Genomic DNA, 16,393 nt, shown 5'->3' with positions numbered 1-16,393 from the left:
GCGCCATCCACCCGGGCGTGGCCCCCGTGCGGGCGGGAATAACCCGGGTGACGAGACGGGGCGTGCCGTGCGACCATCTTCGAGTCGGCGGCGGGAATCTCCCGGGTGCCCCGGGCGTTGTCGCCAGTGACGGGTCGTGATCCGTCACCCCATCGGTATCCCCATCGACGTAAGGACCCAATGACCTCCTCTTCTTCCCCTTCCCAGGCCGCACAGAGCGCCTTCGCGCAGAACAACCCCGAAGGTCTTCGGGCCGATGCCCTGATGGAAGAGGACGTCGCCTGGAGCTTCGAGATCGACGGAGAGCGGGACGGCGACCAGTTCGACCGCTCCGAGCGCGCGGCTCTGCGCCGTGTCGCGGGCCTCTCCACCGAGCTCGAGGACGTCACCGAGGTCGAGTACCGCCAGCTCCGCCTGGAGCGCGTCGTACTCGTCGGTGTCTGGACCACGGGAACCGCGCGGGACGCGGAGAACTCGCTGGCCGAGCTGGCCGCCCTCGCGGAGACCGCTGGCGCGCTCGTGCTCGACGCGGTGTTCCAGCGCCGCGACAAGCCGGACGCGGCCACCTACATCGGCTCCGGCAAGGCCAACGAGCTGCGGGACATCGTCCTCGACGCGGGCGCGGACACCGTCATCTGCGACGGTGAGCTGAGCCCGGGCCAGCTCATCCACCTCGAAGACGTCGTCAAGGTCAAGGTCATCGACCGTACGGCCCTGATCCTCGACATCTTCGCCCAGCACGCCAAGTCCCGAGAGGGCAAGGCCCAGGTCGCGCTCGCGCAGATGCAGTACATGCTGCCGCGACTGCGAGGCTGGGGTCAGTCGCTCTCCCGGCAGATGGGCGGCGGCAAGGGCGGCGGCCTCGCCACCCGTGGTCCCGGTGAGACCAAGATCGAGACGGACCGTCGTCGGATCCGCGAGAAGATGGCGAAGATGCGCCGGGAGATCGCGGAGATGAAGACCGGCCGCGAGATCAAGCGTCAGGAGCGCCGCAGGAACAAGGTGCCTTCGGTCGCCATCGCCGGGTACACCAACGCCGGCAAGTCCTCGCTGCTCAACCGCCTCACCGGCGCGGGCGTCCTGGTCGAGAACGCGCTGTTCGCGACCCTCGACCCGACCGTGCGCCGGGCCGAGACCCCGAGCGGGCGGCTGTACACGCTGGCGGACACCGTCGGCTTCGTACGCCATCTGCCGCACCACCTCGTCGAGGCGTTCCGTTCCACGATGGAGGAGGTCGGCGACTCCGACCTGATCGTGCACGTGGTGGACGGTTCGCACCCGGCGCCGGAGGAGCAGCTGGCCGCCGTGCGCGAGGTCATCCGTGACGTGGGCGCGACCAACGTGCCCGAGATCGTGGTGATCAACAAGGCGGACGCGGCCGACCCGCTGGTGCTCCAGCGGCTGCTGCGGATCGAGACGCGCTCCATCGCGGTCTCGGCCCGCACCGGCCAGGGCATCGAGGAACTGCTCGCGCTGATCGACAACGAACTGCCGCGACCCTCGGTCGAGATCGAGGCCCTCGTGCCGTACACCCACGGCAAGCTCGTCGCCCGCGCCCACACCGAGGGCGAGGTGATCTCCGAGGAGCACACCCCGGAGGGCACCCTGCTCAAGGCCCGGGTGCACGAGGAACTGGCCGCGGACCTGGCACCGTACGTCCCGGCGGCGACGGCCTGACGGTCGGCTGATCCGCCTGGACGTCTGACGGTCGGCTGCTGATTCGCCCGGACGTCTGACGGCCGGCTGATCCGCCCGGACGTCTGACGGTCAGTTGCTGGTTCGCCCGGACGTCCCGAAGGCCCGCCCCCTCCGCCGAGGGGCGGGCCTTCGGTATGTGCGGGGGCACCGGCCGCTTGGTGCCCCCGCACACCCCCCGTCCGTCCCCCGCGCTACGCGGTCTTCTCCTTGACCTCGTAACCGGGGGAGGTCTCCAGCTCGCTCTCGGCCATCGAGCGGGCGCGTCCGCCGTAGTAGGCGGCGATCAGTTCACCGGGGCCGTAGGCGGGGTGCTCGGCGCGCGCCCTGTTGAGCCGGACGAGGATGTTCCACTCGTCGTGGCAGCCGAGGCTGTACGAGCCGCCCGCCCGCACGGTGTAGAAGCGGACGAACTCCTTGCGCCGGGCCTCCCACACCTGCGCGTCGTCCCGGTCGGTGAGATCCAGCGGACGGCGGGTGCCCTCCGGGCCGGGGACGGTGCCGAAATCGGTCCAGAAGTCGGGGTCGATGGCGTACTTGCGGGCGAAGTACGCCTCCACCGCCGCCACCAGCGCACCGCCGCCGCCCGAGTCCGCGCGGAAGAAGCCGTGCACGTCGTCGGGGCCGAGGAAGTAGAACGCGTCGAAGAGCCCGCCGAGCTGGAGCTTCTGGCGCGAAGGCCGACCGGGCGGGCCGGGCGGGTCCGTGAGGTAGTGGTCCTCGGCCAGGACCCGGGTCCACATGCGCATGTAGTCCCCGCCGGTCGGCCGCGCGGTCTCCATGAGCCTCTCCAGACTCAGCGGCCGGCCGGTCTCCCGGGCGAGTTCGACGATGTGCCGCGTGACCAGGCCGGTGCCCTCCTTCGACTCCAGCTGATACGCGGCCGGATTGACGACGAAGAACCGCTCGCCCCACTCGGACGCCAGCCGGCGGGCCACGAAGTTCGCGATCTCGGTGTTGGTCCGGAAGTGACCGCCGCCCCGCGAGCTGATCGGGCAGCTCAGATAGACGACGACACGGTCCTCGGCCTGGGCGCGGGCGATGTCCGACTGGATGAGGGCGACATGCTTCTCGAAGACGTCGAACCAGTCGCCCGTGTGCCACTCGAAGCGGATGGCCGGGCCGCCGGGGACCGGGAAACCGGTCTCGGTGGGTACGACCGCGGCGGTCGACCGGGCCGCTGCCCGGGCCGCGGCGGTCGGACTCGCGGCGGGCGCTCCAGCGACGGAGGCGGCCACGGCGGCCGGTCCGGTGGTGGGCGGGGCGTCGGCGGCCGGTCCGGCGATGGGCGGCGCCTCGGTGGTGGTCAGGGTCGGGTTCTCGGGCATGGTGTCCGTCCTCAACTTCCCCAGCCCGTCGGGCCGAGCAGGTTGTTGTTGCGTACCTTGATCCGGTCCGGGACCTCCGCGTTGTACACGGCGACGAAGTCCACGCCCAGCTCATCCTCGGCGCCCGTCTCGTCCATCACGCGCAGCACGGTGAACCAGGAGTTGAGCAGGCCGTCGAAGTGCACGATGCACCAGGTCAGTTCGACGGTCATCGCGTTGACCCAGGCCTCCAGATAGGCCTCCGTGCCGGTGCCCGGCACCTCGGCCAGCGGCCCCTTCGCGATGTTCTCCGCGGCCACACCCCGCAGGACCTCGCGCAGATCGGCGAACTGTCGGTCGGTGACCGAGTGCGGGTCCCGCTGGATCGCCTCCGCCAGCCGCAGACAGTGCTGCTGCGGCACGGTGTACAGGGGCTCGCTGATCCCCTCCCAGGTGAACGTCCGGTCCTCCCAGTCGGGGTGCCCCGCCGAGTCCACCAGCCGCAGCAGCATCTCCTCGGCGCGCGCCGTCCGCTGCGCCGGGTCCTCGTGGGGCAGCTGGGTGCTCAGTACGCCGAAGCCGATGTAGCTGTGGTGGGTGAGGGAGTACCGGCTGCGGTTGAGCAGGCTCACCAGGTTGATGACCAGCTCCTTGGTCACCCGGTCCACGAAGCCGCCCTGCGGGAACAGGACGCTCTCCCCGGCCGGGTCTCCGGGAGGCCGGGGTGCGGGCGCGTACCGCGGGGCGTCGAAGATGAACGAGTTGGCGTACTCGACCTCGGTGAGTGCGAGGCCGGGCAGCCACGCCATCGTCCGGAACAGGTTGCTGGGGATGCCCCAGTCCCGGATCGATCTGTCGAACTCGGTCCGAACCCGGGCCTCGGTCCGCCCGGCGGGCAACACGGGCAGGCGGGGGCCGGGGGCGGTGGGCGGGATCAGATCGGACATGGGGGTCACGCTCCTTGTCAGCTCTTGTCGGTCGTCCGCTGTCCGTCAGCCGAACGGCGTCAGCCGGCCGTACCGGTCCGCCCAGTGCCCGCTGAGCCCGGGGAAGCGGTCCAGCACTTCGCGCACGGCCTCCCCGGCGCGCGGCTTCATCTCCTGCGGCAGCCACAGGTAGCCGCCCTGCTCCGGCGGGACCAGTCCGCGGACCAGGCTCCGGACGATCACCCGGTCACGCCGGGAGTCCTCGCCCTCGCCCTCGCAGCGGTAGGGGTCCTGGGCCACGGCCGAGGCGGCGCCCCGGGTGGAGATCTGGTCGACCTCCGGGACGAGCCGCCAGAGCTGCTGGGCCTGACAGCTGGTGACGGAGCCGGCGAGGTTGGCCTCGATGCCGCGGTGGTGGCAGTAGTCGACGAAGAAGCGGATGTCGTCGAGGCCGAGGATGCCCCGTCGCTTCAGGCCGGTCGTCTCGTCGACGTCCAGGGAGTTGAAGTCGGTCATGCCGGGGCTGCGTTCGGTGGCGACGAGTCCGACCCGGGCGACCTTCAACAGGACGCTGGTGTCGAGCATCATCGCCCCCGCGCCGGCCCGGACGGTCGCGTCGACCATGCGGGCGATCGCCTCGCGGTCGGTGCGGCGGGCGGTGCGGTCCCCGGTGATGCCGTAACGGGCGTGCGGGAACAGCTCGTTGAGGGCGACGGTGGTGTGCCGGGTGCCCTCGGGGAGGACCCCGTGGTCGATCAGCGACTCCAGGTCCACCTGGCCCCGGTCGGTGAACAGGACGTTCCCGTTCTCGTCCCGCAGTGTCCCGGCCGCATACCCGGTGAGGTCGAATCCGTGCTCCGCCTCGGGCTCGCAGGGGTGGAACTCGCGCAGGCTCACCAGGGCCCGGCGGATCGCGGGCACCGAGCGGCGCTCCTCCCACAGATCGAGGTCCTGGGCAAACAGCACGGACATCACCTGGGTGTGCGAGAAACCCTCGGTGCGCCGCAGGGTCTGCACGCACTCGCCCAGCACATCCGTGAGCAGGCCGGTCTCCATGCCGTCGAGGCCCACCTTCACGATGCCGCAGGGGTGCACCCGGGTCCCCATGGACACCGCCACCCCGAGCGCGGCCTGGGAGGCCTTGCCGGCGATCTCGTACGCGGACTTCTGGATCGCCGCCCCGGTCCCGGAACGGTCGAAGAGCAGCTGGTCCTCGCCGATGTTGGTGGACAGCTGGACCTCGAGATCGCGCCGGAAGCCCAGGACCGCGTCGCTGATCGCCATGATCTGCTGCGGTTTGATGTTGCCGAGGGCGCTGCGCGGATCCTCGCTGTCGATGATTCTGCCGCCCCCGAGTACGGCCTCGCGGGCCTCTTGCGGATTGAAGACACTGACGAGCAGTTTGCGGTTCATCGCCCGGTCATCGGTCATGAGAAACCCCGGTATCGGATCGCGCGGACTCGCACTGATTTGCCATTTCCGGCCCATGCGCCGTGCGGCGCGGCGACCGGTTCATTCGCCGTCCTGACGGCCATTCGAATGTCGCAGTACGGGGCGCGCCGTGTCCAATAGATTCGTTGATAACCTCTGGGCATGGATGTGGATCTGCGCTTGCTGCGATCATTCGTCGCGGTCGCGGAAGAACTTCACTTCACCCGCGCCGCGCAGCGCCTGCACATTACGCAACCCGCGCTTTCCAAACAGATCGAGCAGCTGGAGCGGAGCCTCCGGCTGCCCTTGCTGAAGCGCTCCAGCCGTTCCGTGACCCTGACCGCCGCCGGCCGGGCGCTGCTGCCCGGGGTGCGCCGGATCCTGGCGGACTGGCAGGGCGTGCTAGGCGCGGCCCACGAGGCGGCGGCGACGGAGGAGCGGACGCTGCGGGTCGGCTTCATCGCCAACGCCGCCAGCGAACTCACCCCCCGGATCCTCGCCACCTTCGGCATGATCCGGCCGGACTGGCGCGTCGTGATGACCCAGGCGCCGTGGATCGACCCCACCGCCGGGCTGGCGGGGGGCGACGTGGATGTGGCCCTGGTGCGACTGCCGCTGCCGCAGGGGCCGTCGAGCATCCGTACGCAGGTGCTGCTGACGGAGGACCGCTGGGTCCTCATGGCGGCTGGGCACCCGCTGGCCGGGCAGGACGTGGTGCGCTTCGAACAGCTGCTGGACGAGCCGTTCGTCGCCGTGCCCGTGGAGAGCGGCGTCTGGCGCGACTTCTGGCTGGCGCTCGACCACCGCGACGGCCATCCCGTGATCATCGGCGCGGAGGTGAACACCACAGACGAGTGGATGGAGGCCATCGCCAACAACTTCGGGGTCTGCCTCACGGGCGCCTCCACCGCCCGCTTCTACCCCCGCCCCGGCGTGGTCTGCCGCCCGATCGACAAGATCACGCCCACGGAGGTCGCCGTGGCCTGGCGCGCGGCCGACAACCGCGAAGTGGTCGCCGACTTCGTCACGGCCTGCACGGAGACGGTCGCGGGGGCCGGGACCGAAGGCTGACGGTTGGCGCCTGACGGCTGACGCCTGACGCCTGAGGCCTGACGCCTGACGGCTGACGGCTGACGGCTGACGCCTGACGGCTGGCGGAGCGGGATCTCGGGCGGCGAACCCGGAATGCGTCAGTCCGTCGAATCGGCTCTCGAATTCACCCGCGAAATCACCTGGCGCGAATGGCGCCGAATGGTTTCTTCTCAGCCCCCGCCGACTCGACGTCAAACATTCCATCCAGGCATGCACGAATCTATTGGACGCTGTCGGTTCGGTGTTGCGAGCATTCGGGAGAAAAGACCAGCCTCCCGGCCGGCCGACGGGCCCATGGGCACCCGGCCGCCGCATCGCTGAAGGGTATTCCGTGGTGAATCTCCGCGCAGCCATTGTCGGCTGCGGACGTATCGCCGCCGCCGACCACGCCGCCGCCCATACCGCCGACCCCCGCGTGAACCTGGCCGTCGTGGTCGACCCCGACCACGACAGAGCGCGGGCCATGGCTCGCAGGTTCGGCGTACGCGAGGTCTTCACCTCCCTGGAGGAGATGCTCGCCACCACGGACGTGGACCTTGTCAGCGTCTGCGCCCCGCCCCACCTGCACGCCCCGCTCGCGGTCACCGCCCTCCAGGCCGGCTGCCACGTACTGTGCGAGCCGCCCGCCGCCACCAGCGCCGCCGATGTGACCCGTATGGCCGCCGTCGCCGCGGCCGAACGCCGCGTCCTGACCTTCGGCTTCCACCTTCGCCACCTCACCGAGGCACGCACCGCGCGCGGCATCGTCGACGCGGGCGAGATCGGCGAGATCCACGACGTCCAACTCACCGCGACGGCCCGCCGCGACACATTCGACCGGCCCCGGGCCGGTCGAGGTGACGGCCCCCTCACCGACATCGGCATCCACCTGCTCGACCTCGCCATGTGGCTCACCGGCTTTCCCGAGGCCGTCGAAACGCTCCGCGTCCCCCACGACCGGACCCTCGGCCGAGGACAGCGGCCGGAGGGCGAGGTCGGCCGAGCCGAGGAGAACCCCGCCCAAGTCGTGAAGCGGGCCTTCCGGCCTGCGCGGGGAACCTCCCGAGCCGAGGACACGGCCACCGGCCTCGTCCGCCACCGCGACGGCATGTCCCTGAGCATCACCACCTCGTACGCTGCCCGGTCGGCCCACGAGGAGACCGTCCGAGTACGGCTGCTCGGCGACAACGGAGACCTGGAGATCTCCCCGCTGCCGCCGTCCCACCCGAACCCGCTCGCGCCGGGCCACTCCCGGCCGGCCCCGCCCGGCAAGGCCTGGGACCAGCAACTCGCCCATCGGCGGCAGATCGCGGCGTTCGTCGACGCCTGCCTCGGCCGCGGCCCGGTGCCCGTCACCCCCGCCGAAGCCATCCACGTCCAGGAGATCGTCGACCGGCTCCACCGCTCGGCCCACGGCACCGTTCTCGAGCGGTCGGATCCCCGTGGGGCGGCCCCAGCCGCTGTCGACGACCTCGTCCAGGAGGCGAGCCGTGCCTGAGACCCCTCTCGCGCTCTTCGGCGGTGACCCGGTCGTCGCCGAACCGCCCCGCTGGCCGCAGCGCGGCCCCCAGGAAGCCCGCATGCTGCGCGAAGTCCTCGACGACGGCCAGTGGTCACTGCACGGCGGCACCCACGGCACGCGCTTCGAGTCCCGCTTCGCCGCACTCCAGGGCCTCGGCCACGTCCTGACCGTCAGCAACGGAACCGTCGCCCTCCAACTCGCCTGCGAGGCACTGGGTCTGGGCCCCGGCGACGAGGTGATCGTCCCCGGCCTCACCCGGCCGGGCGCGGCCGGCGCGGTCCTGGACGCCAACGCCGTACCCGTCCTGGTCGACGTGGACCCCGACACCTGGTGCCTCGACCCGGCCGCCGTGGAGGCCGCCATCACCGAGCGGACCCGAGCCGTCGTCGCCGTCCACCTCTACGGGACCATGCCCGACCTCACGGCCCTGGCCGCCCTCTCCGCCCGCTACTGCCTCGCACTGATCGAGGACTGCGCCCACGCGCACGGCGCCCGCTGGGAGCGGCACGGTGCCGGCTCGGTCGGCACACTGTCCTGCTTCAGCTTCCAGATGAGCAGGACCCTCACCGCGGGCGAGGGCGGCTGTGTGGCCACCGCCGATCCCCTGCTCGCGGGCCGCCTGGCCGGCCTGCGCGACTGCGGACGCGCACCGGTGGGCTCACCGCCCGGCTGGCGGCCCTTACAGGGCGGCAACCACCGGATGACGGAGTGGCAGGCGGCGATCCTGCTCGCCCAGTGCGACCGGTTCGCGGAACAACGCGAACGCCGGGAGACGGTCACCCGCCGCTGGCGCGAGGCGGCGCTCGCCCACGGCTTCCTGCGCCCCGCCCTCCTGCTCCCCCAGGTCGAGCGGCCACCCGGCTACGCCCTGGCCCTGTCGTACGTCCCCGACGCGGCCCTCCTGCGGGACATCCCCGTGACGACCGTCCGCGCCGCCCTCACCGCCGAACTCGGCGTCCCCGTCGAGGCCTGCTACCGCCCCTTGGACGACTCGCCCTCCTACCTGCCGCACAGCAAGCCCCGGCACCGTCTGAACCAGGAGTACTGGGAAGCCGTCGACCCCCGCCGGGCCCGACTCCCGCACTGCGCCCGCCTGTACGACTCCTCCGTGATCCTCCCGCACACCGCGATGCTCTGCCCCGGCGCCGAGGAACACCTGCCCCGCGCACTCGACCGACTGGCCCGCAACGCCGGTCACCTGCGCGACTGGGCCGCCGGACGGAGAAGGGCAGCCGCGTGAAACCCACCAGTGCTCACTGACCGCAGTACGTGGCCCTCGCTCACTGACCGCCGTACGAGGTACTCATCTCGCCGTACAACTCCTTGGCCCCGTCGCCCAATCGAGGTCCGGCGAGCCAGGTGTTGTCGGCCGGTCCGATCGACGTGTTCGACACGAGCCGGGGCTCGCTGCCGGCCATGCGGAACCAGCCGCCGCCGGACGAACCGCCGGTCATGGTGCAGCCGATGCGGTACATCGTCGGCAGGGACGGATCGAGGGAAAGCCGCCCGGGCTTGTCGATGCACCGGAACATGGTCAGACCGTTGTACGGGGGTGCGGCCGGATAGCCCCAGGCACCCATCGCGTCGACCTCCGACACGGACGGCGCGGAGAAGTCCACGTCCAGGGCCGCTCCGACGGTCTCCTCCAGGGACTTGTCGCCCGACTCCGGCTTCACATGCAGCACCGCGTAGTCGTACGCGGCTCCGGCGCCGCCCTCCTCGGAGCCGCCCGCGATCCACTCGTCCGAGGTCGCGGCCCAGTCCGCCCACCACTGGCCGAACGGGGCGATCTCCTCGGCGGCGGCGCCCGCGGCCAACTCCTCCTCGGACCTGCCCAGGTCGTTGTAGGCCGGGACGAAGACGATGTTGCGGTACCAGCCGCCCCCACTGCCCGCGTGCACACAGTGGCCGGCGGTCCACACGAGGTTGGACTTCCCCGGATGGTTCACGTCCGAGACGACCGTGCCCGAACAGACCATCGAGCCCTCGGGGGAGTCGAAGAAGATCTTCCCGACCGTACCGGCGTTCTCGTGGTACGGCGTCTTCTCCGCCGTGGCCTCGACCGGCGCCGGAACGGGGTCGCTGACGCCCTGGTCGGCGGAGGCGTCCTGTGCCGAGACGGTCTTCGCCGGATCCCCGGCCCCGCGCATCCGCTCCGCGTCCCACAGGCCCTCGATCACCGGATTGGCGAAGTCCTTCGCCTCACTCAGCCACTTGTCCTTGTCCCAGTCCTTCCAGCCGCCGTCCTTCCAGCCGTCGACGTCGATGCCGTGCTCCTTGAGCTTGTCGGCGAGGACGTCGGGAATGCCGTCACCGTCCCTGTCGGCGGTCCGGGACGCGGCGGAGCCGGGCTTGTCGCTCGCGCTGTCGTCGCCCGAGTCGCAGGAGGTCGCGGTCAGCGCGAGCGCCGCGACGAGTCCGGTGGCGGCCAGAAGGTGGTGCCGCCGCTGTGAGAAACGCATGGTTCTCGACCCCCGTCGGAACTATCCGTGTGTCCCGCCCACTATGCGGGGGCGCTGGGGGACGGACGGAGGGCGCGCGGCAAACAATTTGCACGCGCCGCCCGCCCTCGAGTCGTCCAGGCGCCGCCATCGAACGGCGGTCGTCCGGCGGTGGTCACTGGCTGTCCGGCGTCACCGATCCGCAGCCGTCACTGCCGGTGCGACGCCCACCGACCCCCGGTCGTCACTGCCTACGCGCGGCGTCACTGCGCGAACTTGTCGCTCACCGCCTGGTACACACCCTCGGCCTCCTTACCCAGGCGCGGACCGGCCAGCCAGCCGGCGCTCACCGGGCCGATGGAGGTGTTGGACACCAGTGCGGGCTCGCCGTTCGAACCGGTCGCCACCCAGCCACCGCCGGACGAACCACCGGTCATGGTGCAGCCGATGCGGTACATCGTCGGGTCGGACTCGACGAGCGAGAACCGCCCCGGCTTGTCCGCGCACTGGTACATCGTCTCGCCGTCGTACGGAGCCCCCGCCGGGTAGCCGGTCGCGGTGATGCTCTGCACCTGCGTCACGGCAGGCGCGTCGAAGTCCACCGGCAGCGCCGAACCGACCATCTCCTCCAGCGACTTGCCCCCGCTGTCCTCCTCCGGCGTCACATGGATCACCGCGAAGTCGTACGGCGCTCCGTCACCGCCCGTCTGGCCGCCCTGCTCGATCCACTGGTCCGAGGTCTGCGCCCAGTCACCCCACCAGACGCCGTACGGGGCGACCTGCTCCTTGGTGGCCGTCTGCAGCTCCGACGCCGACATCCCGCTGTCGTTGTACGAGGGCACGAAGGCGATGTTGCGGTACCAGCCGCCCGACTTGCCCGCGTGCACACAGTGCCCGGCGGTCCACACGAGGTTGGACTTGCCGGGGTTGGCCGGGTCCTGGACCACGGTCGCCGAGCAGACCATCGTGCCCTCGGGCGCGTCGAAGAACACCTTGCCCGCCTCGGGTGCGTTCTCGTGGTACTTCGTCGACACCGCCTCCGCCTCGACGGACTCCGGCGTCGGGTCGGTCACGCCCTGGTCGCCGGCGAGGTCGCTCTCGTCGACCTCCTTCTCCGGCTCCTCGGCGTCCCGCATCCGGTCCGGGTCCCACAGGTCCTCGATGATCGGGTTGACGTAGTCCTCGGCCTCGCGCAGCCAGTCGTCCTTGTCCCAGTTCTTCCAGGCCCCGCCCCGCCACTTGTCGAGGTCGATCCCGTGTTCCTTGAGCTTGTCCTTGATGTCGTCCGGGATCTGGATCTTGCCGTCGCCCGCGCTGTCGCTGCTCTGCGCGGACGCCGACGCATCGGCGTTCGCGGTGGTGTCGCCCGAGCCGCACGCGGTGGCGGTCAACGACAGAACCGTGGCGAGGCCGACCGCGGCCAGAACGGGGGAGGTCCTGCGGCGCGTGCTCCTCCCGCGACGGGCGGCGAAGGGCGGTCGTATGGGTCGCATGGTCTGAACTCCCCCTGGGGCGTAAGAGAACTCGTGCTGCCGAAGCGGATCGCGCACGGCCCTGTACCTCTGCTTCTTCGTACGTAGCAGTCGTACGCGCGGCTTGGTGAGAATCCGCCGAGCCGCATCCCTACTACGGAACGGCACCACACACTATGCGGTCGTTGTGGGGGACATCCGAGGGAACGGCAACGGTTTCGCTACGAGCTTTCTGATCTGCCAATACCTCCGGAGAGCTACCGATTTGACGTCCCCGCCGCGTCTCGGTGCCGACGATGCGGGCCATCGCCTGGGTGGGGGAGCGGGCGGATTCTTCCGTCACGGAACAGATCTTCGCCTGACCCGCTTCCCCGTGCGGGTCGCGTCGTTGGTACCTGCGGGGGACCCGCCGGTGCTCGGTGCCCCCTGCCAACTCGCCCCTGAGCAGCGGGAGGAAGTGCAGTCGTGGCGGTGACCGAGTCTGCGGTGGCGCCGGCGGGGTACGAGCCCGAGCGGACACCTCGTCCGGGACACGAGGACGAACGGGCGCGCACACAGAGGGAGCAGGGCGGAGCGCACACGGCGCCCGAGGGGAGCCCGCGGCGGCAGGCCGCGCGCGAGTCGGCGGCACGCACCTACGCGCGTGCTCTGCCCATCGTGCCCGTACGCGCACGCGGGCTGACCATCGAGGGCGCCGACGGCCACCGCTACCTCGACTGTCTGTCCGGCGCCGGCACCCTGGCCCTCGGCCACAACCATCCGGTCGTCCTCGAAGCGATCCGCAAGGTGCTCGACTCGGGCGCCCCACTGCACGCCCTCGACCTCGCCACCCCCGTCAAGGACGCCTTCACCGCCGAACTCCTCCGCACCCTTCCGCCCGGCCTCGCGGAACGCGCGCGCGTCCGGTTCTGCGGACCCGCCGACACGGACGCGGTCGAGGCCGCCTTCAAGCTGGTGCGGGCGGCGACGGGACGCACCGGAATGCTCGCCTTCGCCGGCGGCCGTCACAGCATGACCACCGAGACACTCCAAGCGTCCGGGGGCGCCCGCGATGTACGGGTGGCCCGTCTGCCCTTTCCCCAGAACTACCGCTGCCCGTTCGGCATCGGCGGCGAGCGCGGCGCCGAAATCGCCGCCCGCTGGACCGAGTCCGTCCTCGACGGCGCCAAGTCCGGCGAACCACTGCCCGCCGGCATGATCCTCGAACCCGTCCAGGGAGAGGACGGTGTCATCCCCGCTCCGGACGGCTGGCTGCGCCGTATGCGGGAGATCACCGCCGCGCGCTCGATCCCGCTGATCGCCGACGAGGTCCAGACAGGTGTGGGGCGCACGGGCCGCTTCTGGGCGGTCGAGCACAGCGGCGTCGTCCCCGATGTGATGATCCTGTCCAAGGCCATCGGCGGCAGTCTCCCGCTGGCCGTCGTGGTCTACCGCGACGACCTCGACGTCTGGCAACCCGGCGCCCACGCGGGCCCCGTCCGCGGCAACCAGCTCGCCATGGCCGCCGGCACCGCCACCCTCGCCCACGTCCGCGAGAACGGCCTCGCCGAACGCGCCGAAACCCTGGGTGCCCGCATGCTCACCCAACTGCGCTCCTTCACTGAGGAGTTCGCCTGCGTCGGCGATGTGCGGGGACGGGGCCTGATGATCGGCATCGAAATGGTCACCCCGGAGACACCTCCTCTTTCCGACGGCGCCGGCCCGCGCCCACCCGCCCCCTCCCTTGCCACCGCGGTCCAACGCGAAAGCCTCCGCCGCGGCCTGATCGTCGAACTCGGCGGCCGCCACGCCGGTGTCGTACGCCTCCTCCCACCCCTCACGATCACCGACGAACAGACGAACGCCGTACTCGACCGCCTGACGGACGCCATCGCCTCGGTGGCGGCGGCCACGGTGTCGCGGGGACTGGGAGTGGCGCCCGAGCGGGCCAAGGGGCCTGGGCGCATGCCGGGCGGATGACCATCGAGATGCCCCGAGGAGCCGACCGGAACGGCCAGCACCCCGTGCCCCAACCAGTCGCCCAGCCCCAGTGCCGACACACAGCGCCACCGCCCCACCCCCGTCCCGCACAAGCCCCCACGCCGTACGACCGCCCCAACCCGCGACTGCCCTCCCGCACGAGCAACCCCAGGAACCGCCGTGAAGCCGCCGCCTGCCCCTGAGGCCCACACTCACAATCACCAGACGGAAGCCCACACCCCACAGACCCCGCCCTCGCCCAGCGCCGAGCCACCGCCTTGCCAGGCCGACCTGGGGCCCGACCGGAACGCTTGGCGGCCCGATCAGGCTGAGTGGGGGCCCAGTCGATCCGAGCAGATTCCGTGCCCTGCCACGTCGGCCGCCAGCCCTGTCGCGCTCGCTCACAAGTCGACCGAGCCACTTCATGAGCGCGTCCAGTCGATCCCTCGCCAAGCCGACGAATCCCGGGCCACCGAGCCTCCGCCCCGCCGCGCCACGGACCCCCTGGACCACCCCGACCCGCACAGCGCGGCCCAAGCGGCAGCTGTCGAGAACCTGCTGCGCTGCTGGGTACGCGAACACAACCTCACCTCTCCCCACGACGGCATCCTCCACATCCCCCTCCCCACCACCGGCACGACACTCCTCGCACCGGTGCACTACTGGTCCCCGACCGGCTGGCACCGCTTCGGCCCGCCGTACCTAGCCGGCACCCCGGAGACCGCACCCTCTGTCGACGCGGTGACATTGGCGGCCCTGCTGGCCAGGGAGTCGCCCGCGCGAGCCCCGCAGGAGACAGGCCCCCACGAACCCCGACCCGGGCCAGGTGACCCGCTCGGCCGACTCGACCGGCCTGCCCAGCTCAACCAACTCGACCGGCCTGCCCAGCTCGACCGGCCTGCCCAGCTCGACCGGCCTGCCCAGCTCGACCGGCCGGACCAACTCGACCGGCCGGACCAGCTCGACTTGCTCGGCAGAGTCGCCGACTCGGCCCGCCGCGTCGCCGTCTTCATCGCCGAGCGCCGGGCCCATCCCGCCGACACCTCGGACCGTTTCCTCGCCGCCGAGCAGGCTCTCGTCCTCGGCCACCCGCTGCACCCCACCCCTAAGAGCCGGGAGGGGCTCTCCGAGGCCGAAGTGAGGCTCTACTCTCCGGAACTGCGTGGCTCCTTTCCCTTGCACTGGATGGCGATCGCACCGTCCGTCCTCTCGACCGACTCGGCATGGACCGAGCGCGGCCGTGTCATCCCAGCCGAACAGCTGACCGCACGACTGGCCGGCCAGGCACTGCCGCTGCCCGACGGGTACGCCGCCCTGCCCCTGCACCCCTGGCAGCTCCGTGAGGTCCGCCACCGGCGGACCGTCGCCGCCCTGCTCGACGCGGGACTACTCCGGGACCTGGGACCGCACGGCTTCCCCTGGCACCCCACCTCCTCTGTCCGTACCGTCCACCGCAGCGGCGCACCCGCGATGCTGAAGCTCTCGCTGGGCCTGCGCATCACCAACTCCCGTCGCGAGAACCTCCGTAAGGAACTCCATCGCGGTGTCGAAGTCCACCGCCTGCTGCGCACCGGCCTGGCCAAGCAGTGGCAGACGGCCCACCCCGGCTTCGACATCCTCCGCGACCCCGCCTGGCTGGCGGTCACCGCACCGGACGGCGACCCCGTACCCGGCCTGGACGTGGTGATCCGGCACAACCCGTTCGGCCCGGCGGACGACGTGTCCTGCGTCGCGGGACTCGTATCACCGAGGCCGTACGGCCATGGCGAGCCACAGGCAGGCCGCTCCGGTGAGCAGCAGGAGCCCCTCGACGACCCAATGTCGGAGCGTCTCGGCGATTCCCTTCGGCAGCACGGCGACTTCCCTTCCGACGACCGCCTCACCATGCGGTCGCGGCTCTTCGACATCGTCACGCGCCTCGCCGGGCGCACCGGCCGTCCTGGAGGCGCCGTCGCCGCCGAGTGGTTCCTGCGCTACCTGGAGCGGGTCGTGCGGCCCGTGCTGTGGCTGGACAGCGAGGCCGGGATCGCCCTCGAAGCACACCAGCAGAACACCCTCGTCCTGCTGGACCCCGACGGTTGGCCCATGGGCGGCCGGTACCGCGACAACCAGGGCTACTACTTCCGCGAGTCCCGCCGCGCGGACCTCGATACCCGGCTGCCCGGTATCGGCGAGCGCAGCGACACGTTCGTCTCCGACGAGGTCACCGACGAACGGTTCGCCTACTACCTCGGCATCAACAATGTGCTCGGCCTCATCGGCGCGTTCGGCTCCCAGCGCCTCGCTGACGAGCGACTCCTGCTCGCCGCCTTCCGCCGCTTCCTCACCGATGTGGCCACCGGCCCTGCCCGGCTGAACACGACACTGCCGACCCGGCTGCTCGACTCACCCGTCCTGCGCTGCAAGGCCAACCTGCTGACCCGCCTCCATGGCCTCGACGAACTCGTCGGCCCGGTGGACACCCAGTCCGTCTACGTCACCATCGCCAACCCCCTCCATCTCTGACCTGCCTTCCATTGCCCTGTTCGGCCCCCAACCGTCTCCGTGCCCCGACTCCCTTCAGTCCCGA

General features: G+C 71.2%; 11 protein-coding genes. 6 read left to right on the top strand and 5 right to left on the bottom strand.

Annotated elements, in window-relative coordinates; all coding sequences use genetic code 11:
- Positions 1 to 180 precede the first annotated feature (180 nt).
- Positions 181 to 1,677, top strand: coding sequence for a GTPase HflX (gene hflX, locus JIX56_RS11355; RefSeq protein ID WP_257539816.1), 1,497 nt, complete (start codon positions 181 to 183; stop codon positions 1,675 to 1,677).
- Positions 1,678 to 1,889: 212 nt separating this feature from the next.
- Here hflX and JIX56_RS11350 read toward each other — a convergent pair whose 3' ends face one another.
- From JIX56_RS11350 to JIX56_RS11340, 3 genes are read right to left on the bottom strand one after another with little or no spacing between them, the layout of a single operon-like run.
- Complete coding sequence (locus JIX56_RS11350; protein ID WP_257539814.1) at positions 1,890 to 3,023, bottom strand: hypothetical protein; 1,134 nt, start codon at positions 3,021 to 3,023, stop codon at positions 1,890 to 1,892.
- Between the two features lie 11 nt (positions 3,024 to 3,034).
- The gene (locus tag JIX56_RS11345; protein WP_257539812.1) at positions 3,035 to 3,949 is read right to left on the bottom strand and encodes a hypothetical protein; all 915 of its coding nucleotides are present in this window, start codon (positions 3,947 to 3,949) and stop codon (positions 3,035 to 3,037) included.
- Between the two features lie 45 nt (positions 3,950 to 3,994).
- Positions 3,995 to 5,359, bottom strand: a complete 1,365-nt coding sequence (locus JIX56_RS11340) for a (5-formylfuran-3-yl)methyl phosphate synthase (RefSeq protein WP_257539810.1) — start codon at positions 5,357 to 5,359, stop codon at positions 3,995 to 3,997.
- A gap of 162 nt (positions 5,360 to 5,521) precedes the next feature.
- On the opposite strand from JIX56_RS11340, the gene JIX56_RS11335 reads away from it, so the two are divergent.
- From JIX56_RS11335 to JIX56_RS11325, 3 genes are all read left to right on the top strand, one after another.
- Positions 5,522 to 6,430 carry a LysR family transcriptional regulator gene (locus JIX56_RS11335; protein WP_257539808.1) on the top strand — a complete coding sequence of 303 codons (909 nt, stop codon included), beginning with the start codon at positions 5,522 to 5,524 and terminating at the stop codon, positions 6,428 to 6,430.
- A 352-nt stretch (positions 6,431 to 6,782) separates the two neighbouring features.
- Positions 6,783 to 7,928: a Gfo/Idh/MocA family protein gene (locus JIX56_RS11330; protein ID WP_257539806.1), complete on the top strand. Its 1,146-nt coding sequence runs from the start codon at positions 6,783 to 6,785 to the stop codon at positions 7,926 to 7,928.
- Positions 7,921 to 9,192: a DegT/DnrJ/EryC1/StrS family aminotransferase gene (locus JIX56_RS11325; protein WP_257539804.1), complete on the top strand. Its 1,272-nt coding sequence runs from the start codon at positions 7,921 to 7,923 to the stop codon at positions 9,190 to 9,192. Before JIX56_RS11330 ends, JIX56_RS11325 begins: the two co-directional genes overlap by 8 nt.
- Before the next feature lie 40 nt (positions 9,193 to 9,232).
- Here the strand turns inward: JIX56_RS11325 and JIX56_RS11320 are convergent, their stop codons facing one another.
- Together JIX56_RS11320 and JIX56_RS11315 are read right to left on the bottom strand one after the other, a co-directional pair.
- Positions 9,233 to 10,414: a trypsin-like serine peptidase gene (locus JIX56_RS11320; RefSeq protein WP_257539802.1), complete on the bottom strand. Its 1,182-nt coding sequence runs from the start codon at positions 10,412 to 10,414 to the stop codon at positions 9,233 to 9,235.
- A 242-nt stretch (positions 10,415 to 10,656) separates the two neighbouring features.
- Positions 10,657 to 11,886 (bottom strand): trypsin-like serine peptidase, encoded by a 1,230-nt coding sequence (locus JIX56_RS11315; RefSeq protein WP_257539800.1) that lies wholly within the window; start codon positions 11,884 to 11,886, stop codon positions 10,657 to 10,659.
- 444 nt (positions 11,887 to 12,330) lie between these two features.
- Here JIX56_RS11315 and JIX56_RS11310 point away from each other — a divergent pair, with 444 nt between their 5' ends.
- Both JIX56_RS11310 and JIX56_RS11305 read left to right on the top strand, forming a co-directional pair.
- Positions 12,331 to 13,824 (top strand): diaminobutyrate--2-oxoglutarate transaminase family protein, encoded by a 1,494-nt coding sequence (locus JIX56_RS11310; RefSeq protein WP_257539798.1) that lies wholly within the window; start codon positions 12,331 to 12,333, stop codon positions 13,822 to 13,824.
- 441 nt (positions 13,825 to 14,265) lie between these two features.
- Positions 14,266 to 16,329, top strand: coding sequence for an IucA/IucC family protein (locus tag JIX56_RS11305; RefSeq protein ID WP_257550814.1), 2,064 nt, complete (start codon positions 14,266 to 14,268; stop codon positions 16,327 to 16,329).
- The last annotated feature ends 64 nt before the right edge of the window (positions 16,330 to 16,393 follow it).

The organism is Streptomyces sp. CA-210063, from assembly GCF_024612015.1.
Taxonomy (GTDB): Bacteria; Actinomycetota; Actinomycetes; order Streptomycetales; family Streptomycetaceae; genus Streptomyces.
The sequence above is the reverse complement of the archived record's forward strand: the minus strand, read 5'-3'. Positions and strand labels throughout refer to the sequence as shown.

Excerpts from the sequence above, each read along its gene's own strand:
- hflX (WP_257539816.1), top strand. The coding sequence starts at position 181 with ATGACCTCCTCTTCTTCCCCTTCCCAGGCCGCACAGAGCGCCTTCGCG.
- JIX56_RS11350 (WP_257539814.1), bottom strand. The coding sequence starts at position 3,023 with ATGCCCGAGAACCCGACCCTGACCACCACCGAGGCGCCGCCCATCGCC.
- JIX56_RS11345 (WP_257539812.1), bottom strand. The coding sequence starts at position 3,949 with ATGTCCGATCTGATCCCGCCCACCGCCCCCGGCCCCCGCCTGCCCGTG.
- JIX56_RS11340 (WP_257539810.1), bottom strand. The coding sequence starts at position 5,359 with ATGACCGATGACCGGGCGATGAACCGCAAACTGCTCGTCAGTGTCTTC.
- JIX56_RS11335 (WP_257539808.1), top strand. The coding sequence starts at position 5,522 with ATGGATGTGGATCTGCGCTTGCTGCGATCATTCGTCGCGGTCGCGGAA.
- JIX56_RS11320 (WP_257539802.1), bottom strand. The coding sequence starts at position 10,414 with ATGCGTTTCTCACAGCGGCGGCACCACCTTCTGGCCGCCACCGGACTC.
- JIX56_RS11315 (WP_257539800.1), bottom strand. The coding sequence starts at position 11,886 with ATGCGACCCATACGACCGCCCTTCGCCGCCCGTCGCGGGAGGAGCACG.